The 26,732-nt window shown below is 61.3% G+C and carries 24 protein-coding genes; 18 read left to right on the top strand and 6 right to left on the bottom strand.

Annotated features, from left to right (window positions below):
• Nucleotides 1-16 precede the first annotated feature (16 nt).
• Together V7756_RS06910 and mpl are read right to left on the bottom strand one after the other, a co-directional pair.
• Nucleotides 17-649, bottom strand: coding sequence for a flavin prenyltransferase UbiX (locus V7756_RS06910; RefSeq protein ID WP_335609419.1), 633 nt, complete (start codon nucleotides 647-649; stop codon nucleotides 17-19).
• Nucleotides 642-2,003: a UDP-N-acetylmuramate:L-alanyl-gamma-D-glutamyl-meso-diaminopimelate ligase gene (mpl, locus tag V7756_RS06905; RefSeq protein WP_335609418.1), complete on the bottom strand. Its 1,362-nt coding sequence runs from the start codon at nucleotides 2,001-2,003 to the stop codon at nucleotides 642-644. Before mpl ends, V7756_RS06910 begins: the two co-directional genes overlap by 8 nt.
• A gap of 288 nt (nucleotides 2,004-2,291) precedes the next feature.
• On the opposite strand from mpl, the gene V7756_RS06900 reads away from it, so the two are divergent.
• From V7756_RS06900 to V7756_RS06870, 7 genes are all read left to right on the top strand, one after another.
• Entirely contained in the window at nucleotides 2,292-3,551 is a 1,260-nt protein-coding gene (locus V7756_RS06900) for a 6-phosphofructokinase (protein ID WP_335609417.1), read from the top strand.
• Nucleotides 3,552-3,700: 149 nt separating this feature from the next.
• A complete protein-coding gene (locus tag V7756_RS06895) occupies nucleotides 3,701-4,150 on the top strand; it encodes a GNAT family N-acetyltransferase (protein WP_335609416.1) in 450 nt (149 codons plus the stop codon).
• A 210-nt stretch (nucleotides 4,151-4,360) separates the two neighbouring features.
• A complete protein-coding gene (locus V7756_RS06890; protein WP_335609415.1) occupies nucleotides 4,361-4,846 on the top strand; it encodes a sigma-70 family RNA polymerase sigma factor in 486 nt (161 codons plus the stop codon).
• Between the two features lie 11 nt (nucleotides 4,847-4,857).
• A complete protein-coding gene (locus tag V7756_RS06885; RefSeq protein ID WP_335609414.1) occupies nucleotides 4,858-5,799 on the top strand; it encodes a FecR family protein in 942 nt (313 codons plus the stop codon).
• A 108-nt stretch (nucleotides 5,800-5,907) separates the two neighbouring features.
• Nucleotides 5,908-8,358, top strand: coding sequence for a TonB-dependent siderophore receptor (locus V7756_RS06880; RefSeq protein WP_335609413.1), 2,451 nt, complete (start codon nucleotides 5,908-5,910; stop codon nucleotides 8,356-8,358).
• A gap of 156 nt (nucleotides 8,359-8,514) precedes the next feature.
• Complete coding sequence (gene ppa, locus V7756_RS06875; RefSeq protein ID WP_335609412.1) at nucleotides 8,515-9,042, top strand: inorganic diphosphatase; 528 nt, start codon at nucleotides 8,515-8,517, stop codon at nucleotides 9,040-9,042.
• A 92-nt stretch (nucleotides 9,043-9,134) separates the two neighbouring features.
• Complete coding sequence (locus tag V7756_RS06870; RefSeq protein WP_335609411.1) at nucleotides 9,135-9,917, top strand: methyltransferase domain-containing protein; 783 nt, start codon at nucleotides 9,135-9,137, stop codon at nucleotides 9,915-9,917.
• A gap of 3 nt (nucleotides 9,918-9,920) precedes the next feature.
• Here V7756_RS06870 and dinF read toward each other — a convergent pair whose 3' ends face one another.
• Genes dinF through V7756_RS06850 form a run of 4 tightly spaced genes read right to left on the bottom strand, consistent with a single transcriptional unit; the run spans nucleotide 9,921 to nucleotide 13,139 of the window.
• Nucleotides 9,921-11,273: an MATE family efflux transporter DinF gene (dinF, locus tag V7756_RS06865; protein WP_335609410.1), complete on the bottom strand. Its 1,353-nt coding sequence runs from the start codon at nucleotides 11,271-11,273 to the stop codon at nucleotides 9,921-9,923.
• 3 nt (nucleotides 11,274-11,276) lie between these two features.
• Complete coding sequence (locus tag V7756_RS06860; RefSeq protein WP_335609409.1) at nucleotides 11,277-11,645, bottom strand: translation initiation factor Sui1; 369 nt, start codon at nucleotides 11,643-11,645, stop codon at nucleotides 11,277-11,279.
• Between the two features lie 3 nt (nucleotides 11,646-11,648).
• Nucleotides 11,649-12,185, bottom strand: a complete 537-nt coding sequence (locus tag V7756_RS06855; RefSeq protein WP_335609408.1) for an NUDIX hydrolase — start codon at nucleotides 12,183-12,185, stop codon at nucleotides 11,649-11,651.
• Between the two features lie 3 nt (nucleotides 12,186-12,188).
• Nucleotides 12,189-13,139, bottom strand: coding sequence for a DUF2333 family protein (locus tag V7756_RS06850; RefSeq protein ID WP_335609407.1), 951 nt, complete (start codon nucleotides 13,137-13,139; stop codon nucleotides 12,189-12,191).
• Nucleotides 13,140-13,315: 176 nt separating this feature from the next.
• On the opposite strand from V7756_RS06850, the gene V7756_RS06845 reads away from it, so the two are divergent.
• The 11 genes from V7756_RS06845 to purD all read left to right on the top strand — a co-directional run bounded on the left by V7756_RS06845 (nucleotide 13,316) and on the right by purD (nucleotide 26,653).
• Nucleotides 13,316-15,283 (top strand): methyl-accepting chemotaxis protein, encoded by a 1,968-nt coding sequence (locus V7756_RS06845; protein ID WP_335609406.1) that lies wholly within the window; start codon nucleotides 13,316-13,318, stop codon nucleotides 15,281-15,283.
• Between the two features lie 108 nt (nucleotides 15,284-15,391).
• Nucleotides 15,392-17,194, top strand: coding sequence for a protein-disulfide reductase DsbD (gene dsbD / locus V7756_RS06840; protein WP_335609405.1), 1,803 nt, complete (start codon nucleotides 15,392-15,394; stop codon nucleotides 17,192-17,194).
• A 127-nt stretch (nucleotides 17,195-17,321) separates the two neighbouring features.
• A complete protein-coding gene (aroQ, locus tag V7756_RS06835; RefSeq protein WP_335609404.1) occupies nucleotides 17,322-17,765 on the top strand; it encodes a type II 3-dehydroquinate dehydratase in 444 nt (147 codons plus the stop codon).
• 34 nt (nucleotides 17,766-17,799) lie between these two features.
• Entirely contained in the window at nucleotides 17,800-18,255 is a 456-nt protein-coding gene (gene accB / locus V7756_RS06830) for an acetyl-CoA carboxylase biotin carboxyl carrier protein (protein ID WP_335609403.1), read from the top strand.
• A 19-nt stretch (nucleotides 18,256-18,274) separates the two neighbouring features.
• A complete protein-coding gene (accC, locus tag V7756_RS06825) occupies nucleotides 18,275-19,618 on the top strand; it encodes an acetyl-CoA carboxylase biotin carboxylase subunit (RefSeq protein WP_335609402.1) in 1,344 nt (447 codons plus the stop codon).
• Nucleotides 19,619-19,742: 124 nt separating this feature from the next.
• The gene (gene prmA, locus V7756_RS06820) at nucleotides 19,743-20,624 is read left to right on the top strand and encodes a 50S ribosomal protein L11 methyltransferase (RefSeq protein WP_335609401.1); all 882 of its coding nucleotides are present in this window, start codon (nucleotides 19,743-19,745) and stop codon (nucleotides 20,622-20,624) included.
• Nucleotides 20,625-20,692: 68 nt separating this feature from the next.
• A complete protein-coding gene (locus V7756_RS06815) occupies nucleotides 20,693-22,030 on the top strand; it encodes a zinc-ribbon and DUF3426 domain-containing protein (protein ID WP_335609400.1) in 1,338 nt (445 codons plus the stop codon).
• A 227-nt stretch (nucleotides 22,031-22,257) separates the two neighbouring features.
• Nucleotides 22,258-23,256, top strand: coding sequence for a tRNA dihydrouridine synthase DusB (gene dusB, locus V7756_RS06810; RefSeq protein WP_335609399.1), 999 nt, complete (start codon nucleotides 22,258-22,260; stop codon nucleotides 23,254-23,256).
• On the top strand, nucleotides 23,253-23,579 hold the full coding sequence (gene fis / locus V7756_RS06805) for a DNA-binding transcriptional regulator Fis (RefSeq protein WP_335609398.1): 327 nt from the start codon (nucleotides 23,253-23,255) through the stop codon (nucleotides 23,577-23,579). Before dusB ends, fis begins: the two co-directional genes overlap by 4 nt.
• Before the next feature lie 82 nt (nucleotides 23,580-23,661).
• Nucleotides 23,662-25,269: a bifunctional phosphoribosylaminoimidazolecarboxamide formyltransferase/IMP cyclohydrolase gene (gene purH / locus V7756_RS06800; RefSeq protein WP_335609397.1), complete on the top strand. Its 1,608-nt coding sequence runs from the start codon at nucleotides 23,662-23,664 to the stop codon at nucleotides 25,267-25,269.
• Between the two features lie 106 nt (nucleotides 25,270-25,375).
• Nucleotides 25,376-26,653 carry a phosphoribosylamine--glycine ligase gene (purD, locus tag V7756_RS06795; protein ID WP_335609396.1) on the top strand — a complete coding sequence of 426 codons (1,278 nt, stop codon included), beginning with the start codon at nucleotides 25,376-25,378 and terminating at the stop codon, nucleotides 26,651-26,653.
• Nucleotides 26,654-26,732 lie beyond the last annotated feature (79 nt).

Raw genomic sequence — 26,732 nt, 5'->3', positions numbered from 1 at the left:
TCAGCCATATGGCAGCTCACTTGCCCTGAGGCTCAGCCTCACCCCAGCGCGGCAGTAACTGCTGCTCGATCCCCAGTTGATTGAGAATGCGCGCAACGACAAAATCGACCAGATCGGCTACCGATTCAGGCTGGTGATAAAAGCCTGGACTCGCCGGCAATATCACCGCGCCCATCTGGCTCAGTTTCAGCATGTTTTCCAGATGAATGCTGGAGAACGGCGCTTCGCGCGGCACCAGGATCAGCTTGCGCCTTTCCTTGAGCGCCACGTCTGCCGCCCGCTCGATCAGATTATTGCTGGCACCGGTGGCAATCGCCGACAAGGAGCCGGTAGAACAGGGACAGACCACCATGGCCGCCGGCGCGCCGCTACCCGAGGCTACCGGTGCCATCCAGTCCTGCTTGCCATACACGCGAATCTGCCCCGGCTGCGCAGCAAACTGCTCGGTTAGATAGGCTTCCAGCGCCTGCGGCTTGGCCGGCAATTGCCATTGGGTTTCGGTTGCCACGACCAATTGCGCTGCCTGGGAAATCAGGAAGGAGACCTCAACGCCGGCCTGCACCAGACATTCCAGCAGGCGCATGGCGTACTGCGCCCCCGAGGCACCGGTTACCGCCAGGGTAACCCGTTTGACCACCGCTTCAGCCATGCCGCGCCTCCAGAGCCCGCACCAGTTTTTGATGGATCCCACCGAAGCCGCCATTACTCATGATCACCACGCGAGTATCAGGCGTAGCGCTGTCGACCACCTGCTGCACTATTGTATCCAGGTCCGTCATCACCTGTGCGGGCACTAGGCTGCCCTGCACCACCGGCTCCAGCGACCAGTCCAGCCCCGGCGGCTGATACCAGATCACCTCGCTGGCCTCACGCACACTGTCGGGCAGGGCATGCATGTGGCTGCCCAGGCGCATGGTATTGGACCGCGGCTCGATAATGGCAATCAGTCTGTGTTCGCCAATCTGCGCGCGCAGCCCGGCGAGTGTGGTCGCAATGGCGGTGGGGTGATGGGCGAAATCGTCGTACACGGTGATGCCGTTGATCTCGGCCAGCTTTTCCATTCGCCGCTTGGCGTTGCGAAAGCCGCCCAGCGAGGCAATACCCTGGGCTGGAGTAACCCCCACATGGCGTGCGGCGGCCAGTGCCGAGAGGGCATTGGCCACGCTGTGCATGCCGGTTTGCTGCCAATCAGCCACGCCCTGCAGCTCGCCATTGAGCCAGACTTCAAACTGCGAGCCATCGGCCTTGAGCAAGCGCGCCTGCCAGTCGCCGCCTTCGCCGGTCGTCTGGCAAGGCGTCCAGCAGCCCATCTCGATCACCCGATCCAGCGCCGCCACGCCCTGCGGACGAATGATCAGGCCTGCGGCGGGCACGGTGCGCACCAGGTGATGGAACTGCCGTTCAATGGCTGCCAGATCAGGGAAGATATCCGCATGATCGAACTCGAGATTGTTCAAAATCGCGGTACGGGGGCGGTAGTGAACAAACTTGGAGCGCTTATCAAAGAAGGCGCTGTCGTATTCATCGGCCTCCACCACAAAGAAAGGTGTATCGCCCAGACGCGCTGAAATGCCGAAGTTCTGGGGCACACCGCCGATCAGAAAGCCGGGACTCATGCCCGCGTCTTCCAGCAACCAGGCCAGCAGACTTGAGGTAGAGGTCTTGCCGTGCGTCCCCGCCACTGCCAGTACCCAGCGCTCCTGCAGCACGTAGCGCGCCAGCCACTCCGGGCCCGACACATAAGGCATTCCCTGATCCAGCATGTACTCCACAGCGGGATTACCGCGGCTCATGGCGTTGCCGACGATGACCAGATCGGGCGCCGGCTGCAGATGCGCGGCATCATAGCCTTCCTGCAGCGCGATACCCTGCGCCTCCAACTGTGTACTCATCGGTGGGTAGACATTGGCGTCCGAACCGCTGACCTGATGCCCCAGCTCGCGCGCCAGCAGCGCCAGCGAACCCATGAACGTACCGCAGATACCCAGAATGTGCAGATGCATTGATTAGGCCTTGTACCCTTCGTTGATCACTCGCCAACCCGGCAAACAGACATGTACAGCGGCCGAAAAGTTGCTTTCCGGCCTGCTGCGCCCTTGTTGTGGCGATACTAGCACGGCCGTCCGGCCGACAGGGGCTGTGGCCCGATTGTCATGCAAGCGACACTGCTTTGGGCTATCATTGCGCCCATCTGCCCGCACCACTTCGCACCCAGGCTGACCGAATTTAACAGCGGTCGGACTCAGCAGCTTTGCGGCAACCGATTTTCAGACTCAACACATGGAGTACGCATGACCGCCAAGAACGCTTTTTACGCCCAGTCGGGCGGGGTTACCGCTGTGATCAACGCATCGGCCGCCGGCGTGATCGAAACCGCCCGCCTGCACCCCGAACAGATTGGCACCGTTTACGCCGGTCGCAACGGCATTATCGGCGCCTTGACCGAAGAACTGATCGACACCAGCCTGGAGTCGGTCGATGACATCGCCGCCTTGCGCCACACGCCATCCGGCGCCTTTGGCTCCTGCCGCTACAAGCTGAAAAGCCTGGAAGCCAACCGCGCCGAGTATGAGCGCCTGATCGAGGTCTTCAAGGCGCACGATATTGGCTACTTCTTTTATAACGGTGGCGGCGACTCGGCAGACACCTGCCTCAAGGTTTCGCAACTGGCCGAAACACTCGGCTATCCGATCCAGGCCATTCACGTACCTAAGACCGTCGACAACGATCTGCCCATCACCGATTGCTGCCCCGGTTTCGGCTCGGTCGCCAAATACGTGGCCACCTCGATCCGCGAAGCCGGCTTCGACGTCGCCTCCATGGCCGCCACCTCCACCAAGGTGTTCATCCTGGAAGTCATGGGCCGCCACGCTGGCTGGATCACCGCTGCCTGCGGCCTGGCCAATGAAGGCGAGGGACAGCCACCGCACATCCTGCTGTTCCCGGAAATCGAATTCGACCAGCCCGCCTTCCTGGCGCGCGTTGATGAGTGCGTAAAAACCTACGGCTACTGCGTTATCGGCGTGTCCGAGGGCATCAAGAACAGTGATGGCAAGTTCCTTTCCGAGTCCGGTCTGACCGACGCCTTCGGCCACGCGCAACTGGGCGGTGTGGCGCCGACCATCGCCAAATTGGTGAAGGAAGAGCTGGGCTACAAGTACCACTGGGCCGTGGCGGACTATCTGCAACGCGCCGCCCGCCATATCGCCTCCAAGGTAGATGTGGAGCAGGCCTATGCACTGGGTCAAGCGGCGGTAAGAATTGCCCTGGAAGGCAAGAACTCGATCATGCCGGCGATTCGCCGCCTGAACGACGCACCTTATGAATGGGACATCATCGAAGCGCCGCTGAAGGATGTGGCCAATGTCGAGAAGTTCATGCCACGCGACTTCATCACCGAAGATGGCTTTCATATTACCGAAGCCTGTCGCCGCTACCTGTCGCCGCTGATTCAAGGGGAAGACTTTCCTCCCTTCAAGAACGGCATGCCCCATTACGTGACCCTGAAACGCCAGACTGTCGCCAAGAAGCTGCCACCGTTCTCGGTCTAGAGGCCTCGCACTCACCAGAACCGCCCTACCTCAGGTACGGCGGTTTTTTTATGGTCGCTGATTGCAGATTGCCGCATGCTGATGCAGGATGAAGCCAATGACCGTAAAAAACCTCTCAGCCACTTAATGACCATTAACAAGGTATTCGTATGCGCATAGTGCAGGCAGATGTTGATCGCCTTGATGAAATCACGCCACTGTTCATCAAGTACCGCGAGTATTACGGGCAGTTGCCCAAACCCGAAGCCTCACGCCGTTTCCTTGAGGCCCGCCTGGTCCACGAGCAGGCCATCATTCTCGTCGCCGAAGACGAGGACAGCGGCAAGGCAATGGGCTTCTGCCAGTTCATTCCCAGCTTCTCGGCGCTGACGCTGTCGGCCGCCTGGGTACTCAAAGGTATCTACGTGACAGAAGAAGCGCGCCGCCAACTGGTTGCCGACAAACTGATCAACCACGCCAAGGAGCTGGCCAAGGCGGCTGGTGTGGAGCGCATGACCGTCATGACCGGCGAAGACAACGTCGCCGCGCAAAGCCTGTATCGCTCCCTCGGCTTCAGTAACGATCATGACTTCATGTACTTTGCGCTGAAATTGAACTGAACCAGCGCCGCCTTGCGAAGCGTTAGCCATCGCGAGCGGCCCGCCGCTCGCAGCTTTCAATGCATTCACTCACGCCCCTCCCGTCCTGAATCTCCCACCTGCGCAAAGCACCCTTGCGAATGGTACGCCTTCACCATAAAATGCGACTGATTATCATTAGCTGAATAAGCACGACTGGTGCCCTTCAGCGCACAGGCACAGGTTCCGGCGATGGACATGCACGCACTTTACCGCGATCACCACAGCTGGCTTGTGCGATGGCTGCTCGGCAGGCTCGGCTGCTCGCACCGCGCTGCCGACCTGGCCCAAGATACTTTCATGCGCCTGCTGGCCAAGGAAGAGCTGCCCGGCCTACGCGAACCCCGAGCCTTTCTCACCACTGTCGCCAAGCGGGTGATGTCAAACCAGCGGCGCCGCGAGCAATTGGAGAAGGCCTATCTTGAGGCACTGACCGAGCAGCCCGAACACTACGCGTTATCGCCGGAGGAGCAGGCGCTGCTGATGGAAGCGCTGGTCGAGATCGACCAGTTGCTCGACGGCCTGCCCGGCGTCGTGCGCCGCGCGTTCCTGCATGTGCAGCTCGACGGCATGGGCCACGCAGAAGTGGCCAGCCTGCTGAACATCTCTATCAGCACGGTAAAGCGTTACCTGCGCCGCGCCGCCCTGCGTTGCTATTTCGGGCTGGATACCCAGTGATTGAACCAGCCATGAACATTCCCCGCAGCGTAGCGCTGGCAGCCGTCGACTGGCATCTTGCCCAACTGGCGGGGGAGACAGACGAGGCGGAGTTGCAAACCTGGTTGGCTGCGAGCGAACTGCACCGCCGCGCCTGGGCGCACATTCAAACGACCAATAAGCAGTTTGGTACGGCATTGACCCCGGCTGCCCGCGCCGCCCTGCTCAGTCCGGCCGGCGAGCAGCGCCGGCGCGCAGTAAAGACCTTGAGCCTGCTGTTGTTTGCCGGCAGCTTTGCCACACTGGGATATCAGTTGCCTTGGCGCGAGACGCTGGCCGATATTCGCACCGCCACCGGCGAACAGCTCACAGTCGCGCTCCCCGGTGGCGGCCAGCTACATCTCAACACCGCCAGCGCGGCAAACCTCGAGCAGAGCGCGACCGGCCTGCAAGTGGAGCTGCTGCAGGGCGAGCTGATGCTGAACACCGCCTCGCGCGCACCTGCTCCCAACCTCCGCGTGGTAACTGCGCAAGGAATGCTGCGCCCCCTGGGGACACGTTTTGCGGTCCAGCAGTGCGAAGGCGTTTCCAGGGTGGACGTATTGGCAGGTACGGTGGAGGTCTTCCCCAGCCACGCACCGGTTGCCGCCAATGTGATGCACGCCGGACAAAGCGCGCACTTTGACGAATATCGGCTTTCCGCCCCTCAACCCACGCAGGAAGAGCGCTTTGCCTGGACCCAGGGAATGCTGGTCGCCACCAGTATGCCGCTGGCCAGTTTCGTGCAGACTCTGACGCGCTATCGGCCCGGTTATCTGGGTTGCGACCCTGCCATCGCACAGCTGCGAATATCCGGCTCCTACCCGCTGGCCGACACCGACCGCATTCTGACCAGCCTTACCCAGAGTCTGCCGGTGCGCCTGCACAGCCTGAGCCGCTACTGGGTGCGCCTGGTACCGGCCAGCCAGGTCTGATTTTTTTACAACTCCGTCAGATTTCTTAAAAAAAGTTGAGCTGATTTTGCTTCTCGCGTGACAGGGAAGGTAACCACACGCCAACTTTTAGTAGAACAAGGAAAAATCATGCGTCTTCCCCCGTTCCAGCGACAGCGACTGTCGTCACTCTCAAGCGCTCTGCTGCTCGCCAGTACGCTGGGTCTGCACACCGGCCTGGCCACGGCCGCCGATAGCAACCAGGTGCGTCACTATCAGATCGCCAGTACCTCGCTGGAGAATGCACTCAACCAGTTTGGTCGCGAAGCTGGCATCCTGCTGTCGTTCGATCCGACCCTGGTGAGCGGACAGCGCGCACCGGCACTGAGCGGCGAGTACAGCGTCGAGGAAGGCTTGCGTCAGTTACTCCAGGGAAGCGGCTTGAGTCCGGTACCACAAGGCGAAGGCAGTTACACGCTGAGCAGGGCACAAACAGTTGAAAGCGCCGAGGGCATGGCCACCCTGCCCGCCATGCTCGTCTCGGGCGCCGGCGTCAGCAGCACCACCGAGGGCAGCGGCTCCTACACCACCGACGCCATGAGCTCGTCTACCGGCCTTGAGCTATCCATGCGCGACACGCCCCAATCGGTCACCGTGGTGACCCGGCAACGGATGGAAGACCAGAACCTGACCTCCATCTCTCAGGTCATGGACCAGATCGTCGGTATTGAGGGCAACAACTCCAGTGCCCTTGGCTCCGATGGCATCGGCTATTTTTCCCGGGGCTTCTCGGTTGACAACTATCTGGTCGACGGCGTGCCAAGACCGCCGGGAATCTACGGTTTCGAAGAAGAAACTGCCGATATGGTCGCCTACGACCGCATTGAAATTGTGCGCGGCGCATCCGGACTCATGTCCGGCATGGGATCCCCTGCGGCCAGTGTAAATCTGATACGTAAGCGGGCTACCGCCACGCCGCAGGCAAGCGTAACCGTGCAGGCGGGTGCCTGGGATCTGTATCGCGGCGAAATGGACGTCAGCGGCGCCCTTATAGACAGCGGCCGTCTGCGCGGCCGTTTAGCTGCGTCTTATCAGGAAAACGACACCTTTGTGGATCGTGAACACCATGAACAGCAGGCCGCCTACGGCATTATCGAAGCCGACCTGAGCGACACCACTGTGCTGTCTGGCGGCTTCGAGTACCAGGATTTCAACAATAGCGGCGCGTCCCGGGGCGGCTTGCCCCTGTTCTATACCGATGGTGGCTACACCAACTTTGATCGCTCAACCAGCACCGCGACCGACTGGTCCGACTTCAGCCGCGACAGCCTGAACCTCTTCGCCACACTGGAGCAGGCGATCAGCGACCGCTGGCAGCTGCGCCTGCAGGCCGAGCACAAGACCGGCGGCTACGACGAATCCTTCGGTTATGTTTATGCCCCAGCCATTGACCGCCAGACCGGCGCGGGCGGCACACTCTATATGAACCGCTGGGCCGCCGACCTTGAGTTGAGCGCATTCAATGCCAGCCTGAGTGGCAGCTTCGACTGGCTGGGCCAGGAGCACCAGCTGTCCTTTTCAGCCTTCCATGCCGATTACAGCGAAGAGGGTGACAATTATCCAGGCTGGCTCATTGCTGTGCTACCTGACTCAGTCCCTTTCTACGACTCCGGGGCCTGGCCCAAACCTGACCTCAGCGCCACGGGGGCTCGTTATGGCACCGATATAACAACCACTGCCTATATAGCCGCCATGCGTCTCAACCCGACAGACCGCCTGCATTTGCTGCTTGGCGCACGCGTTAGTGACTGGGATGAGGAAGACTGGAGCAGGACCGCCGCAGGGAATAAAACCACGACACCGGTCGCCAACGAGAACGGGGTCGTAACCCCCTACGCCGGTGTGGTGTTCGACCTCACCCAACAATGGTCAACCTACGCCAGTTACACCAATATCTTCGAGCCGCAGAACGAGAAGGACATCAATGGCACAACCCTGGCACCACTGGAGGGCAACAACTACGAGCTGGGCCTGAAAGGCGAGCTGCTGGATGGCCGCCTGAACGCCACACTCTCGGTGTTCCAGCTGCAGCAGGAAAACCTTGCCGTCTCGCTGGGCGCTGGCACGGTAACGCCGGACGGCAGCCAGGCATACCGCGCCGAGCCCGGCAGCGAATCGGAAGGTTTCGAGGTTGAGCTCAGCGGCGAAGTGACACCCGGCTGGCAAGTAGCCGGCGGCTTTGCCCGCGCCAGCGTCAAGAACAACGACGGCGACCATATCAACCGTCACATACCGACCAACACCTTCAAGATGTTCAGCACCTACGAACTCAACGCGCTATTGAACGGGCTGGCGGTGGGCGGCAACCTGCGCTGGCAAGATGAAACGCTGGCCGAAGGCATAGGCCCCAATGGCGAAGACTTCACCCAGGACAGCCTGTTTCTGCTCGATCTGATGACGCGCTACAAGGCCAACGATCAGTTGACGCTGGCGCTCAATCTGAACAACGCCTTCGACAAGACCTACTACAGTGGCATGCAGTACCTTGGCCGTTATGGCGAGCCGCGCAATCTGGTGGCTTCGGCACGCTGGCAGTTCTGATCCGCACTGGACTTTGCGGCCGGGTGCGCCGCAAAGTCCATCCCGCGCGAAGGTGCGCCACCTACGACCAAGGTACGCCGGGTTTTTGCTTGGTATCCCCGCGCTATGCGCCTATAATGCCGGCCAGTTTTCAACTATGGCCGATTCAGGTAAATCATGAGCTACGACCAGATCCCCGCAGGCAAAGACATTCCCAACGACATTTACGTCGCCATTGAAATTCCAGCCAACCACGCGCCGATCAAGTACGAGATCGACAAGGACAGCAGCACGCTGTTCGTTGACCGCTTCATGGCAACGCCCATGTTCTATCCGGCCAACTACGGTTACATCCCCAACACCCTGGCCGACGACGGCGACCCGCTCGACGTGCTGGTAGTAACGCCGCACCCGGTTGCGCCCGGCGCCGTGATTCGCGCCCGTCCGGTTGGCGTGTTGCACATGACCGACGATGGCGGCGGCGATGCCAAAGTGATCGCGGTACCTCACGACAAGCTGAGCACTCAGTACCGTGACATCAAGGAACATACCGACCTGCCTGAATTGCTGATCCAGCAGATCCAGCACTTCTTTGAGCACTACAAGGATCTGGAAGCTGGCAAGTGGGTCAAGATCGACCGTTGGGGCAACGCTGACGAAGCCCGTGCGGAAATTGTTAAGGCTGTAAACGCTTACCAAAAATAAGCGTTTCGCCCCGTTGAAAAGCCGGCCACAAGCTGGCTTTTTTTATGTCTGTCGGTCAGCCTGACGCTAGTCCCCACCTACCGGAATTTCGCATGACCGACCGCTACTTCGATCATCTGGGCGCTCGCTTTGCCCAGCGCATCTACGACAGCCCCAAGGGCGCCATTCGCCTGGCCGTGCTGCAGCGCGATTTGCAGCAGTGGCTGCCGGCACTGGTGACGTCATCGCCGCCGTTGCGCATTCTGGATGTCGGCGCTGGCCTGGGGCAGATCAGCACCTGGCTGGCCAGCCTCGGGCATCAGCTCACGGTCACCGAGCCCTCGGAGGCCATGCTGGAACTTGCCCGTCAGCGGATCGAGGAAAGCAACCCTGCCCGGCCGGTGCGCTACCTACAGGCGCCGTTGCAGGAACTGGTCGAGCAGCCCGAGCAATACGACCTGATAGTCTGTCATGCGGTGCTGGAGTGGCTGGCAGATCAGGCCGCCGCGCTGCAGCAACTGAGATCACTACTGCGACCGGCCGGCGCGTTGTCACTGGCGTTCTATAACCGCGACGCCTTGATCTACAAGAATCTGGTCAAGGGTCAGTTCAAGAAACTGCGCAAGAAGCCGCTGTCCGGCCAGGGCCAGAGCGGCCTGACGCCGCAGCAGCCGCTGGACCCACGCCAGGTGCTGGAGTGGAGCACCGCCGCCGGGCTCGATTGCCGCGCCACCAGCGGTGTGCGGGTGTTCTACGATTACATGCCCGAGCCCTTCTGCAGCAATAGCAGCCTGGACGACCTGATTGAATACGAGCTGCGCTACAGCCAGCACCCGGCGTATCAGCATCTTGGCCGCTACCTGCACTGGTGGCTGCAACCGGTAAGCGGGGTTTAATGGTTAGCTGGCGGGTATCCAGCGATCCAGTCGCCACAGGTAAACAAACCAGCCACCCAGCAGCAGCGACCGCAACAGCATGAAGCAGAGAAAGCCCAGCCACACGCCGTGATTGCCGAAGCCCTGCAGGCTCCAGGCTAGTGGCAGGTATAGCAGCAGCGCTGCCAGCATGGCATTACGCATTGCCCGTGCCCGCGACGCCCCGATGAACAGGCCATCGAGCAGATAACTCCAGACCGCCGCCAAGGGCATCACCGCCATCCACGGCAGATAGGTCGCGGCCTGCAGACGCACCCCAGGCAAATCGGTCAGCAATGCGATGATGGCGTCGCCACCAAACAGAAATACCAGCACAAAAGCACAGCTCAGAATTAGCGACCAGAGCGTGGCAACCACCAGTACCTTGCGCAACGCCTGTTTGTCTCGCCGCCCCAGCGCATGACCACCCAAAGCCTCCAGCGCATGCGCCAGTCCATCCAGCCCGTGGGAGGTGAGCAGCAGAAAGTTCAGCAGCACCGCATTGGCCGCCACCACCTCGTCGCCCAGACGCGCGCCCTGCACCACCAGCAGATAAAACACCGATTCCAGCGCCAGGGTACGGATCAGAATGTCTCGGTTGACCCGAATCAGCGGGCCCGCGCCACGCAGCTGCAGGGCCCGCAACCAGTCGGTCTGCCCCGGATAGCGACGCAGTATTGGCCGCAACAGCGCCAGCCCCAGCAGCAGCCCCAGATAATCACTGATCACCGTGGCCCAGGCCGCGCCCGCCACACCCCATTCCAGGCCGACCACCAGCAGCAGATCCAGCGCCACATTGCACAGATTCACCGCCAGCAGCAGCAGGAAAGGCGCTCGGCTGTTCTGCGCGCCGATAAACCAGCCAATGAGCACGAAGTTGGCCAGCGCGGCTGGCAGACTGTAGAGCCTAATACCTACGTACAGCCGCGCCTGGTCCAGCAGCGCCTGGCTGCTGTCGAGCAGCTGCAGGCCCAGATTCAGCAAGGGGGTTTGTAGCACCCAGACCAGCGTGGAAATCAGCAGCGCCAGCCACAATGGCTGCAACAGCACCCGTCGCAACGCCGTTCCATCCTCGGCGCCACAGGCCTGCGCGGCAAAGCCGGTGGTGCCCATGCGCAGAAAGCCGGCCGCCCAGAGTACAAAGGTGAAGAGCGTACTGCCCACCGCCACGCCACCCAGAAAGTGGGCGCCGTCGAGATGACCGATCACCGCGGTATCGACCAGGCCAACCAGGGGGACGCTGATATTCGACAGAATCAATGGCAGGGCGATGCCCCACACCCGCTTGTGCGTAGGGGTGTCGCGCCAGAGTTGCAGCAGCTCGCTGCGCCGCGCCACCGGCTAGCCGCCGGCTCGCTTGACCTTGAAGCCTTCGGCAGTCAGCAGTTCAGCGAGCAGCTCGGCCTTGTCACCCTGGATCTCGATAATCCCGTCCTTGACCGATCCGCCGCAGCCACAGCGATTCTTCAGCCGCTTGGCCAGCGCCTTGAGCTCATCAGCTCCCAGCAGCACGCCGGTGACCGTGGTGACCGTCTTGCCACCGCGGCCCTTGGTCTCACGTCGCACCCTGGCAATACCGTCCCCGTCGGGGATCTGCTGCTCGGCGCAACGACAGTCAGCCACCGGCTGTTTGCAGATTGGGCACATGCGCCCGGAATCTGTCGAATAAACCAGGCCGCCCAGAGCCTGCAAACCACTTTTCTTCAACATGCTTCAATCCACCGAAAACTGTTGCCACAAGCGCTGCAACGCCGCCATCGAGTCGGGTGCGTAGTGTTCACCCGCGCGCTGCCACTGGCTACGGGGTTCAATCCAGCGCACCGCCTGCACCTCTTCGGGCTGCAGACGCAGCGGCCCATCCCAGCAACAGCTGAACACGCCCGCCCACAGACGGCTCTGCGCCGACTCGAAGTAAAAACGCAAATGCTCGGTCAGGCCCACGCCGCACACACCCAGTTCTTCGGCAAGTTCTCGTTCAGCTCCCTGGGCGTAAGTTTCGCCTGCCGCCACCACACCGCCGGCGGCTACATCCCAGAATCCGGGATACAGCCGCTTGTGATTGGTGCGCTGATGCAAACACAGCTGGCCCGCAGAGTTGAACACGAAGATGAAGGTACAGCGGGTGATCAAACCCCGCGTCTGCGCCTCGCCGCGACTGACCGTACCCAGGGGCCGGTCGTGCTCATCCACATGAATTACCGACTCGGCGGACGATGCCGCCAGATAAGCCGCTATTGCCGATGTATCCACTGCCTAGCCCTGTTCTAGCAACCGACGCAAGTCGATCATCGCGGCGTTGGCGCGCGACAGGTAGTTGGCCATCACCAGCGAGTGGTTGGCCATCATGCCAAAACCGCCGCCGTTAAGCACCATGGGACTCCACAGGGTTTCCTGAGTAGCTTCCAGATCGCGAATGATCTGTTGCAGACTGACCAGGGCGTTCTTCTTCAACAGCACGTCATGAAAGTCTCGCTCTACCGCACGCAGCAGATGTACCAGTGCCCAGGAAGTACCGCGAGCCTCGTAGAACACGTCGTCGATTTCCAGCCACGGCGTGGTCGCACCCAGCTTGCCACCCTCGATCAGCGGCGCCCGCCCTACGCTGGCAGACAACCGCTGCGACAATGAACCCAGACGTGTGCTGACATCGCTGACCCAACTGGCCAGATTGTCGGCACGCGCATAAAACTGGGCGTCGCCCTGATTCAGGCGGATGATATAGCGATTCAGTGATTGCAGACCCTGCCGATACTCGCCTTCACTAGAGGGCATCGCCCAGCTGTTGTTGTCGACACTGAACAAGGGCTCGGCCTTGGCCAGGTCAGGGTCTTCAGTCGATTGCGATTGCGAACGCGCCATGTCACGGCGTAGCGCGCGGCTCATGTCGCGCACCTGCACCAGCACGCCAAACTCCCAGCTCGGCATGTTGTCCAGCCACAGGCCGGGCGGCGCTATGTCGTTGCTGATATATCCGCCGGGCTTGTTCAGCAGCTCAACCATCAATGAATCCAGCGTACGCGCAGTATATTCCCCGGGAACCATCTGCCCGCCTTGCGGGCTGCTGATCAGCGGCTTGAGCGCTGGCTCCCGACTCCAATACCAGCCCAGTATCAGGCATATCAGCAGATACACCACCAGCACGACCAAAACGATCTTGCCAAGCGGGGCGGCCAAGTTTGAATCCGTGCGCGTTCCGAATTTCATGTCTGCACTCCTGTTTCAGTTCGTTGGTCAGCATATCACGCGCAAGCGGGCTCAAGGCTAAAGGCACCTGGCTGGCGATTCGGGTTATTGGCCATTGGCCAGCTTTCATCAAGCCGTAACACAACTGACATTAAGCTCCACCTGTTGTTCTAGCCACTTCCAGCAGCGGGTCTGTCATGCGTCTGAAATCACTTACTCTGTTCAACACCGGCCTGCTGGTCGCAGTGGGCGTCGCACTGGGCGCCAGTCTCTGGTGGTCGCAACACGCGCTCAAAGCGCCCTACGCACTAATGGACACCTACTTGAACATAGTTGCTCAAGTACAAAGTCTAGAACGTGATACGGAAGCCTACCGCCTGACTGGTGACGCACTGCGCCATCAGCAGGCGCAAAACACCGCCGGCGAGCTGGCCGAGAATCTGCAGCGGCTGCCGGCCGCTATCAGGCAACCGCTGGACCGGCCTCTCAACGACTTCACCGAGTTTGTCAGCGGCGACCTGCTGGCCGTCGGCAAACTGGCCGGCGATCCGCAGGGGCTGCTGGTTCAGGCCGAGCGCGAGATCATGGCTGAACTACAGAGCCTGACCCAGTACGCCAATGCCAGCGCCGCAGAAGGAAATCGCAACGCCCTGCAATACATCAGCCGCATCGACAGTCTGCAGCACGATCTGCTGCGTATCAGTCTGGCCCGTTCCCGACTGTTCAGCCAGAACGATCCGGCATTGATGGACAACCTAAAGCGCTTGGTCAAGGGTGCCCAGCAAGAAGCACAGGCGCTGCAGCAACTGCCCTTGCTCGGCGTGGTCAGCGTAGCCGACAGCAGTCAGGATCCCTTTGCCTCGCTGCTGGGTGTCGAGACCAGCGACCAGTCCACCTCTACCGATCCGGGCGACAACTACAAGCGCGCGCTGCAGTCGCTGTTGACGCGCTATCCGGCCGAGCTGCAACGCACCGGCGAGCTGATTGCCGAACGCGCGCGCCTGCAAAACATCACCAGCGAGCGCACAGCCAATCTACAACAGGGCGCCGATCTGATTCGTCCGGAACTGATCAGCGAGCGTGACAGCATCACGCGCCAAGTGCGCAACGTGCAATTGGCCATCATCGTACTGATTATTCTGATTGCACTACTGATCGACCGCATTCAACGCTCTATCGCCAACGCCATCAGTCAATTCGCGCCGGTGCTCTCTACCTATGCCAGCGGTGACTTTCGTCAGCCGGTTCGCAGCCAGAGCAAAACCCGCGAGCTGGTGCAGCTGGAGCACTCGGCCAATCAGCTGCGCAACTACCTGATCAATCTGGTCACCACCATCAACCAGCAGGCCGAGGCGCTGAGCGGCACCAGTCAGCATCTGGAAAAGCTCTCTGCCGAAACCCATGACCGCGCTGCCCAGCAGCAGCGCGACACCCAGGAAATCAATCAGGACATCGGCGGCATGGAAGAGGCCGTGCGCCTGGTCGCCACCAATGCCGGTGAAAGCGCCGAGCTGGCGCGCTCAGCCAACCGCGAAGTACGCGACGGCCAGCAGGTGATCGGCGGCACCATCGCGCAGATGCAGCAACTGGTCAGTGAGGTGGAGGCTACCGCCCGCACCATCGACCGTATGGTCAGCGAATCCGAGACCATTGGCGGGGTGCTGCAGGTCATCCAGGGCGTTGCCGAGCAAACCAACCTGCTGGCCCTGAATGCAGCGATTGAAGCCGCGCGTGCCGGCGAAGCCGGACGTGGCTTTGCGGTGGTCGCCGACGAGGTGCGCCAACTGGCCCAGCGCACCGCCGGCTCCACCCAGGAAATCCGCCAACTGATCGAGAGCCTGCAACAGGTGGCCAGACAATCTGCCGCGCAAATGAACCAGCAGGTTCTGCACGCCCAGAATACCGCCGAGCAAGGTCAACTGGCCGAGGCAGCCCTCAGCAGCATTGTCAGCGCCATCGTGCGTATCACCGAGCTGGCCGAGCACATCGCCAGTCACACCGATACCCAGTCCGGCCAGGTACGCACCATCCGCGAGAACAGCCAACAGATTCATCAATTGACCGAAGACAACCTGGGCATGGTGGAGCAAACCCGCGAGCACACTCAGCAGATAAGTCAACGCAGCCGAGCGCTGCTTGGCGCGGTGTCGGCGTTCCAGATCTGAACACCGAAGGATTCGGCAACGATTCCACCGGAGTGTCACCGCGGCCTGCCCTTTCGCGCGACCCGCTCTGCCTTTATGATGGCTGTCCCTCAACTGGCCGGGTGTGCAATGCGACTGTTCCGTTTTTTCATCTTGCTGAGCCTGCTGCTGGCCGGCAGCGCACAGGCTGAGTTCCCCGGTTCGGCGAGCAATTCCAACACTCTCACCGGCCTGCTGCAGGGCAGCAGCAATCAGGCTGATTTTCTGCCAGTACACCAGGCTTTTCGGCCCGGGGTACTGGAAGCCGACGCCAGGCAGATCACTGTCATTTTCGATATCGCGCCCGGCTATTACCTTTATCGCCATCGCCTGCACTTTAGCCTCCAGGGCGCCCAGGACCAGGTGCTTACTGCCCAACTACCCGAGGGCAAGCACAAGACCGATGAGTACTTTGGCGATGTCGAGGTGTATTACAACCAGCTACAGGTGACCCTTGATATCAGTGAGCTGCCAGCCGGTGCCGGCAGCCTGGCGGTAGGCTTTCAGGGGTGCGCCGACGCGGGCCTGTGCTACCCGCCGGAAGTCGTTACCCTACCCCTGGACAATAGCGCTGGCGCCGCATCAGCTGAATCCAGCGACGCGTCCGCTGGCATGTCGTTAGCAAGCCAAACCGGCAGCCTGGCGCTGCTGCTGTTCTTCGTTGCGGGGATGGGTCTGACCTTTACGCCCTGCGTGCTGCCCATGTTGCCCATTCTGTCCAGTCTGGTACTCGGTCGCAGCGCCATCGGGCGCGGCCGGGCGCTGGTCCTGGCGCTGGCCTATGTGCTGGGTATGGCCATTACCCTGGCCATTGTCGGCGCGCTCATTGGCAGCTTCGGCGCAGCGCTGAATATTCAGGCGCGCCTGCAGTCCCCCTGGATTCTCGGTACCTTCGCGCTGTTCTTTGCGCTCTTTGCTCTGGCGATGTTCGGCCATTTCGACCTCTCTCTGCCACGCTTTCTGCGCGAACCGCTGGAACGACTGAATCAGCGCACCGAGGGCGGCTCCCTGGCCGGTGCTGCCAGCATGGGCGTGCTCTCTACGCTGGTGGTATCGCCTTGCATCTCTGCCCCGCTGGCGGGCGCGCTGATCTATATCAGTACCACCGGTGATGCGCTGGGTGGTGGCGTGAAACTCTTCGCCCTCGGCTTGGGTATGGGCGTGCCACTGCTGCTGGTGGCTCTGTTTGGCAGCGCCCTGCTGCCGCGCTCAGGCCCGTGGCTGAATACCGTCAAGCACCTGTTCGGCTTTGGCCTGCTGGCGGTCGCTATCTGGCTGATCGAGCGGCTGCTGCCGGGCCAACTGAGCCTGGCGCTGTGGGCCGCTCTGGCCGCCGGACTGGCCGTACGCATTGGCTTGTTCAGCGCCGACCATGGCAACCATCTGCGCCGCACCCTGGCATTGCTGATCGCGCTCTATGCCAGCGCAGCGCTGTTTGGTGCGCTGGCGGGCGCAGTCGATCCGCTGCGACCCTTGGCGCCCTTCACCGGCAACACCATGGCGCCACAGGCGCAAAGTGACTTTGTTGTCCTGCAAGACCCCGCCCAGCTTGATCAGGCGCTGCGCAACGCGGCGCAGCAACAACAGCCGGCCATTATCGACGTGTACGCCGATTGGTGCATCAGTTGCAAGGTGATGGAGCGAGAGATCCTCAGCCACCCGGAGGTGCGCGACGCACTGGCCGGCTACGCGCGTATCAAGCTGGACTTGACTGCCAATACGCCTGCACAGCGAGACTGGCTCACCCGGCACCAGTTGTTTGGCCCGCCCGCCTATCTGTTCTTCACTCCCGGCGGAGAAGAGTTGCGCACGCTGCGCATCCAGGGCGAGGTGGACAAGGCGCATTTCACGCAGGTTCTGCAGCGGGCCGCCGCAGGCAACATGACGCCTTAATGCGGCCATCATGCGGGCATTTGGTGCCAATCTACTGGTTATGGACAGGTCCATCCGATTCCGGCACACTGCCGGGTAATTCACTGACCATGTGGTCACACGGATTCAGCAACGGAATATAAGCACAATGGCCAGCATACTGGTCCTGCATGGACCCAATCTAAACCGTCTTGGCAGCCGCGAACCCGGCGTATACGGCGCTACCACGCTGGAACAGATCAATCAGCATCTGCGTGAAGTGGCCAGCCAGCGAGGTCACCACCTGCTGAGCCTGCAAAGCAACGCCGAGCACGAGTTGATCGAGCGAATCCATGCCGCAGGCGATGAGGCCATCGACTTCATCCTGATAAATCCCGCTGCTTTTACTCATACCAGTGTCGCAATACGTGACGCATTGCTCGCGGTGAGCATCCCATTCATCGAAGTTCACTTATCCAATGTGTATAAGCGCGAACCTTTCCGCCATCATTCCTATTTTTCGGACATTGCCGAAGGGGTGATTTGCGGGCTGGGCGCCCAGGGCTACGAGCTGGCCCTGCAGGCGGCAATACACAAAATAGAACAATCCTGAATACGATTAACCCTGCTCTGGAGTGCACGCATCAATGGATATTCGCAAAGTAAAAAAACTAATCGAGCTTCTGGAAGAGTCCGGCATCGACGAGCTGGAAATTCACGAAGGTGAAGAATCCGTCCGCATCAGCCGCCACAGCCAGCAGCCAGCTGCGCCGCAGTACTATGCCCCGCAACCTGCCCCAGCGCCCGCCCCTGCTCCAGCAGCGGCAGCAGCGGCGCCCGCAGCTGAAGCAGCCCCGGCCGAGCCGTCCGGTCACCTGGTACGCTCGCCGATGGTCGGCACCTTCTACCGTTCACCCTCTCCGGCTGCCGCTTCCTTCGTCGAAGTAGGCCAGAGCGTGAAAGCCGGCGATGTGCTGTGCATTGTTGAAGCCATGAAGATGATGAACCACATTGAAGCCGACAAGAGCGGTGTGGTGCAGGCCATCCTGGCTGAGAATGGCCAACCGGTGGAATTCGATCAACCCCTGTTCAGCATCGCCTGAGCCCGGCCCGGAGGCTGCGATGCATAAAGTACTGATTGCCAACCGTGGTGAAATTGCCCTGCGTGTAATTCGCGCGTGCAAGGAGCTTGGGTTGAAGACCGTGGCGGTGCACTCCACCGCCGACCGTGAGCTGATGCACCTGGCCATGGCAGACGAATCTGTCTGCATCGGGCCGCCGAGTGCGACAGACTCCTACCTGAACATTCCCGCCATCATCAGCGCTGCCGAAGTAACCGGCGCCGATGGCATCCACCCCGGCTACGGCTTCCTCGCGGAGAACGCCGATTTTGCCGAACAAATCGAGAACTCCGGCTTCACCTTCATCGGACCCAGCGCCGAGGTGATTCGCCTGATGGGCGACAAGGTCTCCGCGATTGCTGCAATGAAGGCCACCGGCGTGCCTACGGTTCCAGGCTCCGACGGTCCCTTGCCGGAGAATGATGACGACGAGTGTCTGGCCATTGGCCGCCGCGTTGGCTATCCGGTGATCATCAAGGCAGCTGGCGGCGGCGGCGGGCGCGGCATGCGTGTGGTGCACGATGAAGCCGAGCTGCTCAAGTCGATCAAGCTGACCCGCACCGAAGCCGGGGCCGCTTTCGGCAACCCCATGGTTTACCTGGAAAAATTCCTGACCAACCCGCGCCACGTGGAAGTACAGGTATTGTCCGACGGCCAGGGCCACGCCATTCATCTGGGCGACCGCGACTGCTCACTGCAGCGCCGCCACCAGAAGATCATCGAGGAAGCGCCAGCACCGGGTATTGACGAGAAAGCGCGGGCGGAAGTGCAGGCACGCTGCGTCAAGGCCTGTATCGATCTGGGCTACCGCGGCGCCGGCACCTTCGAGTTTCTGTACGAGAACGGCGAGTTCTATTTCATCGAAATGAACACCCGCGTACAGGTCGAGCATCCGGTATCTGAAATGGTGACCGGCATCGACATCGTCAAGGAGCAGATTCTGGTCGCCTCCGGGCAGCCCTTGAGCTTTACCCAGGACGATGTGGTCATTCGCGGCCACGCCATCGAATGCCGGATCAACGCAGAAGATCCCAAGACCTTCATGCCCAGCCCCGGCACTGTGACCTTCTATCACGCCCCCGGCGGCAATGGCGTGCGGGTGGATTCGCACCTGTACAGCGGTTACAAAGTGCCGCCCTACTACGACTCGTTGGTCGGCAAGCTGATCACCTATGGCGCAACCCGCGACGAAGCATTGGCGCGCATGCGCAATGCTATCGATGAGCTGGTAGTGGATGGCATCAAGACCAACGCGCCGCTGCACCGTGAACTGGTCCGTGACCCCGGTTTCTGCAAGGGTGGCGTGAACATCCATTATCTGGAGCACAAGCTGGGGTTGAAATAGTTCTCAGCTGCAAGCTGCAGGCTCACAGAGTATGATCTGCATTTTTGGGAGCGGCCCGTCCGCTCCCTTTTTGTTTTCTTGCCGCTTGAAGCATGTAGCTTGAAGCCGTTCCGAAGGAACCTCTATGTCCTGGCTGCAACTCCGTCTCGCCATCACGCCTGAACAGGCCGAAAGCCTGGAAGACAAATTACTGGAGCTGGGTGCGGTGTCCGTCACCTTCATGGACGCCGAAGACCAGCCTATCTTCGAGCCGGATCTTGGTACCACGCCGCTGTGGTCCAATACCCATCTGCTCGCGCTGTTTGAGTCCGATACCGATGGCCCGGCGTTGCTGCAACACCTGCAGCTACTCTGGCAGGGTGAGTTGCCGCAGCACGAGCTGGAGCAGATAGAGGACCAGGACTGGGAGCGCAGCTGGATGGATAATTTCCACCCCATGCGCTTTGGCGAGCGACTGTGGATTGTGCCCAGCTGGCACGCCGCACCCGAGCCGAATGCCGTCAACCTGTTGCTTGATCCCGGCCTGGCCTTTGGTACCGGGACCCATCCGACTACCGCGCTCTGTCTGCAATGGCTCGATGGCCAGCAGCTCGAAGGCAAGCAGGTGATCGACTTTGGCTGCGGGTCGGGCATTCTCGCCATCGCCGCCCTGCTGCTGGGTGCACCGCATGCGGTCGGCACCGACATCGACGTCCAGGCACTGGAAGCGTCACGCGACAACGCGCAGCGCAACCAGATAGCCGATGAGCGCTTCGACCTCTATCTGCCCGAGAAGATGCCGCAGCAACCAGCCGACGTTGTAGTTGCCAATATTCTTGCCGGCCCTCTGGTCAGCCTGGCTCCGCAACTGGCCAGTCTGGTACTACCACGCGGACTGATCGCGCTGTCAGGCATTCTTGCCGAACAGACCGACGATATTCTCGCAGCCTACGAGCCCTGGTTCACGCTGGATCCGGTTGCCGAACAGGACGGCTGGATCCGTGTCAGCGGCCGTCGTAGGCCGTGACAGTCTGACCTGCTTGGGGGCAGAATAGCCCTTCGATTACGCGACGCGCACAGGATTCCCGGTACACCATGAGCGAACTGCAGGTAACGCAATGCCCTTACTGCAAAACTCACTTCCGCCTGTCTCAGGAACAGCTGAGCGCAGCTGCCGGAAACGTGCGCTGCGGAGCCTGCCTGAAGGTGTTCAATGCCCTTGGCGCTGCTGCCAGCAGCCCACCCGCTAACGCAGCCACTCCTATTGAGCGTCACAACGCGGCGGGCGAATTGCTGATACATGACGATCTCGAACTCGATGACCTCGACCTGGAAGCGCTGGGACTGGACGAATCTCTGGTCGAAGAGGTTAACCCCCCGCTCTCGGCCACACGCACTGACGACCAGAATCCGCCCGCCTCGTCCACAGAGCCACTGAGCGCCACCGCTCTGGTGGGTGGCGATTTGTTCCACGACGATGATCCTCCGTTCAGTCTTGCCGAAACCGCCCAGCAGCAGGAAGAGGAATATCTGCCATACCTCGGCCCCCCGGAGGATGACGACAGTCTCGATCTGCATGACGACTTCATCGCCACGCCGCCGGCACGCGACCTGGCGCAGCGGCCAACCATCGAACCGCCAAGCGTGCAGCCCAGTGAAGCCACTACAGAGAAAAAGCCACCGCCTGCACGTCTGCTGCCACTGCAGGATGACGTACGCGCCAACGGTATCTTCCTGCGCGACCGTCCTGCGGCCGACACTATTATCGATGCCGAGCCACTGGATACCGGACTTTCCGCGCGGCGCGAAGCGCCCGAGGTCGAGCCCCTGGCTGACGAGGAAACAGCGCCGCACGACGATGGACGCAGCGAGCCTCGCCTGGATGGCGAATTGAGCCTGCCGGAGCTGGAAGAAGAGCCTCTGCTGCTCGATGAAGTCGGCGGCCCCACCAGGCACAGCCGCCGCAGCTGGTTATGGACGCCACTTTGCGTGCTAGCGGCTCTGGCGCTGGCAGTACAGGCGGTAACCTACAACCTGGATGCCTGGGCACGCGACGCGCGCTGGCGCCCGATGCTGGAAAGCATCTGTCTGGTAGCCGGCTGCGAACTGCCGGTGCGCGTGGATATCGGCCAACTACGCAGCAGTAACCTGCTGGTACGCCCGCACCCCGAGTTTCCGAACGCGGTGGCCATTGATGTGATCATCTACAATCGCGCGGACTACCCCCAACCCTTCCCGGTGGTGCGCATGACCTTCAGCGACACCCAGGGTGAAAGCGTCAGCGAGAAGCGCTTCCGGCCGGAAGAATATCTCGGCGGCGAGCTTGCCGGGCGCGACCTGATGCCGCCCCAGACCCCCATCCATATCGCGTTGAGTATGCTCGCTCCGGGGCCGCGCGCGACCAGTTACAACCTCGATTTCCTCAGCCCCTGAAGGCTGATGGCCGGGCGCTGCGAGCCTGCAGCGCCATAGTGCCAGTTGCTGCATTAGTCAATGCGAAACTGTACAAAAAACAGCCAGGCCAGTCTTTAACCGGTCATGCTTTGCAGGTATGATGTTCGCCCTTTTCCCACTTCTTCTTCGCGCCGAAAACTCTGAATTCGGTGCGTTTGAAGTGACTTCGCCGAACATACCCGGGCATATCACCGGACAGTACAGGGATGGACCAGGCAGTGCTCAGCATCGGACCCTACCAATTACCCAACGCTGTGATTCTGGCCCCCATGGCCGGGGTTACCGACCAGCCCTTCCGGCAGCTTTGCCGACGGTTGGGCGCGGGACTGGTGGTCTCCGAGATGGTGACCAGCGACAGCCGTCTTTGGAACAGCCGCAAATCTCAACTGCGCCTCAATCATAGCGGCGAACCCGAACCCCGCTCAGTGCAGATTGCCGGTGGCGACCCGCAGATGATGGCCGATGCCGCGCGCATGAATCAGGATTCCGGCGCACAGATCATCGACATCAACATGGGGTGTCCCGCCAAGAAGGTCTGCAACAAGGCCGCAGGTTCGGCCCTGTTGCGCGACGAGGCGTTGGTGGCTGATATTCTGGAGGCGGTGGTAGCCGCGGTTCAGGTGCCCGTCACCCTGAAAATCCGCACTGGCTGGGACCCGGCCAACCGCAACGGCCTGACCATTGCCCGTATCGCCGAAGCCAGCGGTATCCAGGCGCTGGCCGTGCATGGCCGCACCCGCTGCGAGCTGTACACGGGCGAGGCTGAGTACGCCACCATCGCCGCTATCAAGCAGGCCATCAGCATTCCGGTTATCGCCAACGGCGATATCATCAGCCCCCAGAAAGCCCGCGACGTGCTGCAACAAACCGGCGCCGATGCCGTGATGATCGGCCGCGCCGCCCAGGGCCGCCCCTGGATTTTTCGCGAAATAGACCATTTTTTGCGCACCGGCGCGGTCCTCCCGGAGCCAACACTTGACGCCCAGCACGCCATTCTCAGCGAGCACCTCGACGCGCTGCATCAGTTCTATGGCGCCGAGCATGGCGCCCGCATTGCCCGCAAGCACGTGGGCTGGTATTTGCAGACGCTACCCGGGGCCGACGAATTCCGCCGCAGCTTCAACGCCATCAGCTGTGCCGAGCAGCAGCATCAGGCAATAAACCGCTATTTCACCCGCCTGCTGGAAGGAGATCTAGCGGCATGAACCTCGAAACCTCTACCTTTTTTGACGGAAATCCCACCGTGAGCGACAGCAGTCCATCCCCTCTACCCGCCGCCGACAGCGACGAAGCCCGCAACCCGCGTCCACTGCGCGACAGCGTAGAAGAAGCGTTGCGCAATTATTTTCAGCATCTGGAAGGGCAGGACGTCACGGACGTCTACAACATGGTGCTGTCCGAAGTCGAGGCGCCGTTGCTGGAAAGCGTGATGAACTACGTCAAGGGCAATCAGACTCGCGCCTCCGAGGTACTGGGCCTGAATCGCGGCACCCTGCGCAAGAAGCTCAAACAATACGGGCTGCTTTGAAGCTGCGAGCGAGCGACCCCACCCGTACCGCTTGAAGCTTGAAGCTTGAAGCCAATTTTTTCGAAACCAGCCTGGACCCAAGATGACCGACCAAACCACCCGCCTGGCGGTACGCCGCGCCCTGATCAGCGTGTCAGACAAGACCGGCATTGTCGATTTTGCCCGTGAGCTCAGCGCCCAGGGCGTCGAGATACTCTCTACCGGCGGCACCTACAAGCTCCTTTGCGAGCAGGGCATCCCCGCCGTTGAAGTAGCAGACTACACCGGATTTCCGGAAATGATGGATGGTCGGGTCAAGACCCTCCACCCGAAGATCCACGGCGGCATTCTCGGACGCCGCGATCTGGACGGCGCGGTCATGCAGGAGCATGGCATCAAGCCAATCGACATGGTGGTGGTCAATCTCTACCCCTTCGCCGCCACCGTAGCCAAGCCCGGCTGCACGCTGCCCGACGCCATCGAAAACATCGATATTGGCGGCCCAACCATGGTTCGCAGCGCGGCCAAGAACCATAAGGATGTTGCCATAGTGGTTAACGCCAGCGACTACGCCGGCATCCTCGCCAACCTCAAGCAAGGCGGCCTGAGCTATGCCCAGCGCTTCGATCTGGCGCTGAAGGCATTCGAACACACCGCGGCCTATGACGGCATGATTGCCAACTACCTGGGTACGATCGAGCAGAGCCGCGAGACGCTGAGCACTGAAGATCGCAGCGCTTTTCCGCGCACCTTCAACAGCCAGTTCGTCAAAGTGCAGGACATGCGCTACGGCGAGAACCCGCACCAGGCTGCCGCCTTCTACAAGGAGGCCACCGCGACCGAAGCCTGCATCGCCACTGCCGTGCAGCTGCAGGGCAAGGAACTCTCCTACAACAACGTTGCCGATACCGACGCAGCGCTGGAATGCGTCAAGAGCTTCAGCAAGCCTGCCTGCGTTATCGTCAAGCACGCCAACCCCTGCGGTGTTGCGGTCGTGCCCGAGGCCGATGGCGGCATCCGCCAGGCCTATGAGCTGGCCTATGCCACCGACAGCGAATCGGCCTTCGGCGGCATCATCGCCTTCAACCGTGAACTGGACGGCGAAACCGCTAAGGCCATCGTCGAGCGCCAGTTTGTCGAGGTAATCATCGCGCCGCGCATCAGCGCCGCAGCCCGCGAAGCGGTGGCTGCCAAGGCCAATGTGCGTCTGCTGGAATGCGGCGAATGGGCCAGTGAGCGCACTGCCGACTGGGACTTCAAGCGAGTCAACGGCGGCCTGCTGGTGCAGAGTCGCGATATCGGCATGATCACAGCCGATGACCTCAAGGTGGTCACGCAGCGGCCACCCACGGAGCAGGAGATCAACGATCTGGTGTTCGCGTGGAAAGTCGCCAAATTCGTCAAATCCAATGCCATCGTCTACGCCAGCCAGCGTCAGACCGTGGGTATTGGTGCCGGCCAGATGAGCCGCGTCAACTCCGCGCGCATTGCCGCCATCAAGGCCGAGCATGCAGGTTTGCAGGTGCAAGGCGCGGTCTTGGCCTCCGATGCCTTTTTCCCGTTTCGTGACGGTATCGACAATGCCGCCAGCAATGGCATCAGCGCGGTCATCCAGCCCGGTGGTTCAATGCGCGACGCTGAAGTGATCGCGGCTGCCGACGAAGCCGGTATGGCCATGGTGTTTACCGGCATGCGGCATTTCAGACACTAATTACGAGCTGCACGTTGCAAGCTGCAAGTTGCAAGCAGAACTGGCGCACCCACTCTGCTTGTAGCTTGTGGCTTGAAGCTTGTAGCTCTCTCCACAGGAGAGAGAGATGAACGTATTGATTATCGGCAGCGGCGGCCGTGAGCATGCCCTGGCATGGAAAGTGGCACAGGATGCACGCGTCGAGAAGGTCTTTGTTGCGCCCGGCAATGCCGGCACCGCCATTGAAGCCAAGTGCGAGAACGTCGCCATCGATGTGCTGGAACTGGACAAACTGGTCGCCTTTGCCCGCGACAACGTCAGCCTGACCATTGTCGGCCCCGAGGCCCCCCTGGTCGCCGGCGTGGTGGATCTGTTCCGCGAGGCTGGTCTACCCTGCTTTGGCCCTACCGCTGGCGCCGCCCAGTTGGAAGGCTCCAAGGCCTTTACCAAGGACTTTCTCGCGCGCCATCAGATCCCGACTGCCAATTACCAGAACTTCACCGAGATCGAGCCGGCACTGGCCTACCTGCAGCAAACCGGTGCGCCCATCGTCATCAAGGCCGACGGACTGGCCGCAGGCAAGGGCGTGATAGTGGCCATGACCCTGCAGGAAGCTGAAGATGCGGTACGCGACATGCTGGCCGGCAATGCCTTTGGCGAGGCCGGTTCGCGCGTGGTAATCGAGGAATTTCTCGATGGCGAGGAAGCCAGTTTCATCGTCATGGTCGATGGTGAACACGTACTGCCAATGGCCACCAGCCAGGACCACAAGCGCGTGGGTGATGCCGATACCGGCCCCAACACCGGCGGCATGGGCGCTTACTCCCCGGCCCCCGTGGTCACCGAGACAGTGCACCAACGCGTGATGGATGAAGTGATCTGGCCAACCGTGCGCGGCATGGCGGCCGAAGGCAATCGCTACACCGGTTTCCTGTATGCCGGTCTGATGATTGATACGGCCGGCAACCCCAAGGTGATCGAGTTCAATTGTCGCTTCGGTGATCCGGAGACCCAACCCATCATGCTGCGCTTGCAGTCCAGCCTGGTCGAGCTGATCGAAGCCGCCGAAGCCGGCACGCTCGACCAGATCGAGGCGCGCTGGGACCCTCGGCCCAGTCTGGGCGTGGTGCTAGCTGCCGGCGGCTACCCTGGCGACTATGCCAAGGGTCTGCCGATCAGTGGTTTGGCACAGGCGCAGGCCGATGATGGCAAGGTGTTCTATGCGGGCACTGCACTGCAGGGCGACCAGGTGGTGACCAGCGGCGGCCGCGTGCTCTGCGCCACAGCGCTGGGCGACGATATTGCCGCAGCGCAACAAGCCGCTTATCGGCTGGCCCGGCAGATCGACTGGGAAGGCTGCTTCTATCGCAGCGATATTGGCTATCGTGCCATCGGCAGGAAATAACCCAGTGCGGCCGAGCGGGACACTAGACTGTCCCGCCAGGCCCGTTTCGGTGGCTCGGGCCTTGGTCTATACTGGCCCC

Source organism: Halopseudomonas sp., assembly GCF_036961105.1.
GTDB lineage: Bacteria > Pseudomonadota > Gammaproteobacteria > Pseudomonadales > Pseudomonadaceae > Halopseudomonas.
Note: the sequence above shows the minus strand (reverse complement) of the source record. Positions and strands in the feature narration are given on the sequence as shown.

Bases quoted from the DNA above. Each gene is read 5' to 3' on its own strand.
- V7756_RS06900 (WP_335609417.1), top strand. From the start codon at position 2,292: ATGACCGCCAAGAACGCTTTTTACGCCCAGTCGGGCGGGGTTACCGCT.
- dusB (WP_335609399.1), top strand. From the start codon at position 22,258: ATGGACCAGGCAGTGCTCAGCATCGGACCCTACCAATTACCCAACGCT.
- prmA (WP_335609401.1), top strand. From the start codon at position 19,743: ATGTCCTGGCTGCAACTCCGTCTCGCCATCACGCCTGAACAGGCCGAA.
- V7756_RS06890 (WP_335609415.1), top strand. From the start codon at position 4,361: ATGGACATGCACGCACTTTACCGCGATCACCACAGCTGGCTTGTGCGA.
- V7756_RS06885 (WP_335609414.1), top strand. From the start codon at position 4,858: ATGAACATTCCCCGCAGCGTAGCGCTGGCAGCCGTCGACTGGCATCTT.
- aroQ (WP_335609404.1), top strand. From the start codon at position 17,322: ATGGCCAGCATACTGGTCCTGCATGGACCCAATCTAAACCGTCTTGGC.
- ppa (WP_335609412.1), top strand. From the start codon at position 8,515: ATGAGCTACGACCAGATCCCCGCAGGCAAAGACATTCCCAACGACATT.
- purD (WP_335609396.1), top strand. From the start codon at position 25,376: ATGAACGTATTGATTATCGGCAGCGGCGGCCGTGAGCATGCCCTGGCA.
- accC (WP_335609402.1), top strand. From the start codon at position 18,275: ATGCATAAAGTACTGATTGCCAACCGTGGTGAAATTGCCCTGCGTGTA.
- V7756_RS06895 (WP_335609416.1), top strand. From the start codon at position 3,701: ATGCGCATAGTGCAGGCAGATGTTGATCGCCTTGATGAAATCACGCCA.
- V7756_RS06910 (WP_335609419.1), bottom strand. From the start codon at position 649: ATGGCTGAAGCGGTGGTCAAACGGGTTACCCTGGCGGTAACCGGTGCC.
- V7756_RS06850 (WP_335609407.1), bottom strand. From the start codon at position 13,139: ATGAAATTCGGAACGCGCACGGATTCAAACTTGGCCGCCCCGCTTGGC.
- accB (WP_335609403.1), top strand. From the start codon at position 17,800: ATGGATATTCGCAAAGTAAAAAAACTAATCGAGCTTCTGGAAGAGTCC.
- fis (WP_335609398.1), top strand. From the start codon at position 23,253: ATGAACCTCGAAACCTCTACCTTTTTTGACGGAAATCCCACCGTGAGC.
- mpl (WP_335609418.1), bottom strand. From the start codon at position 2,003: ATGCATCTGCACATTCTGGGTATCTGCGGTACGTTCATGGGTTCGCTG.
- V7756_RS06860 (WP_335609409.1), bottom strand. From the start codon at position 11,645: ATGTTGAAGAAAAGTGGTTTGCAGGCTCTGGGCGGCCTGGTTTATTCG.
- V7756_RS06815 (WP_335609400.1), top strand. From the start codon at position 20,693: ATGAGCGAACTGCAGGTAACGCAATGCCCTTACTGCAAAACTCACTTC.
- V7756_RS06845 (WP_335609406.1), top strand. From the start codon at position 13,316: ATGCGTCTGAAATCACTTACTCTGTTCAACACCGGCCTGCTGGTCGCA.
- purH (WP_335609397.1), top strand. From the start codon at position 23,662: ATGACCGACCAAACCACCCGCCTGGCGGTACGCCGCGCCCTGATCAGC.
- V7756_RS06880 (WP_335609413.1), top strand. From the start codon at position 5,908: ATGCGTCTTCCCCCGTTCCAGCGACAGCGACTGTCGTCACTCTCAAGC.
- V7756_RS06870 (WP_335609411.1), top strand. From the start codon at position 9,135: ATGACCGACCGCTACTTCGATCATCTGGGCGCTCGCTTTGCCCAGCGC.
- dsbD (WP_335609405.1), top strand. From the start codon at position 15,392: ATGCGACTGTTCCGTTTTTTCATCTTGCTGAGCCTGCTGCTGGCCGGC.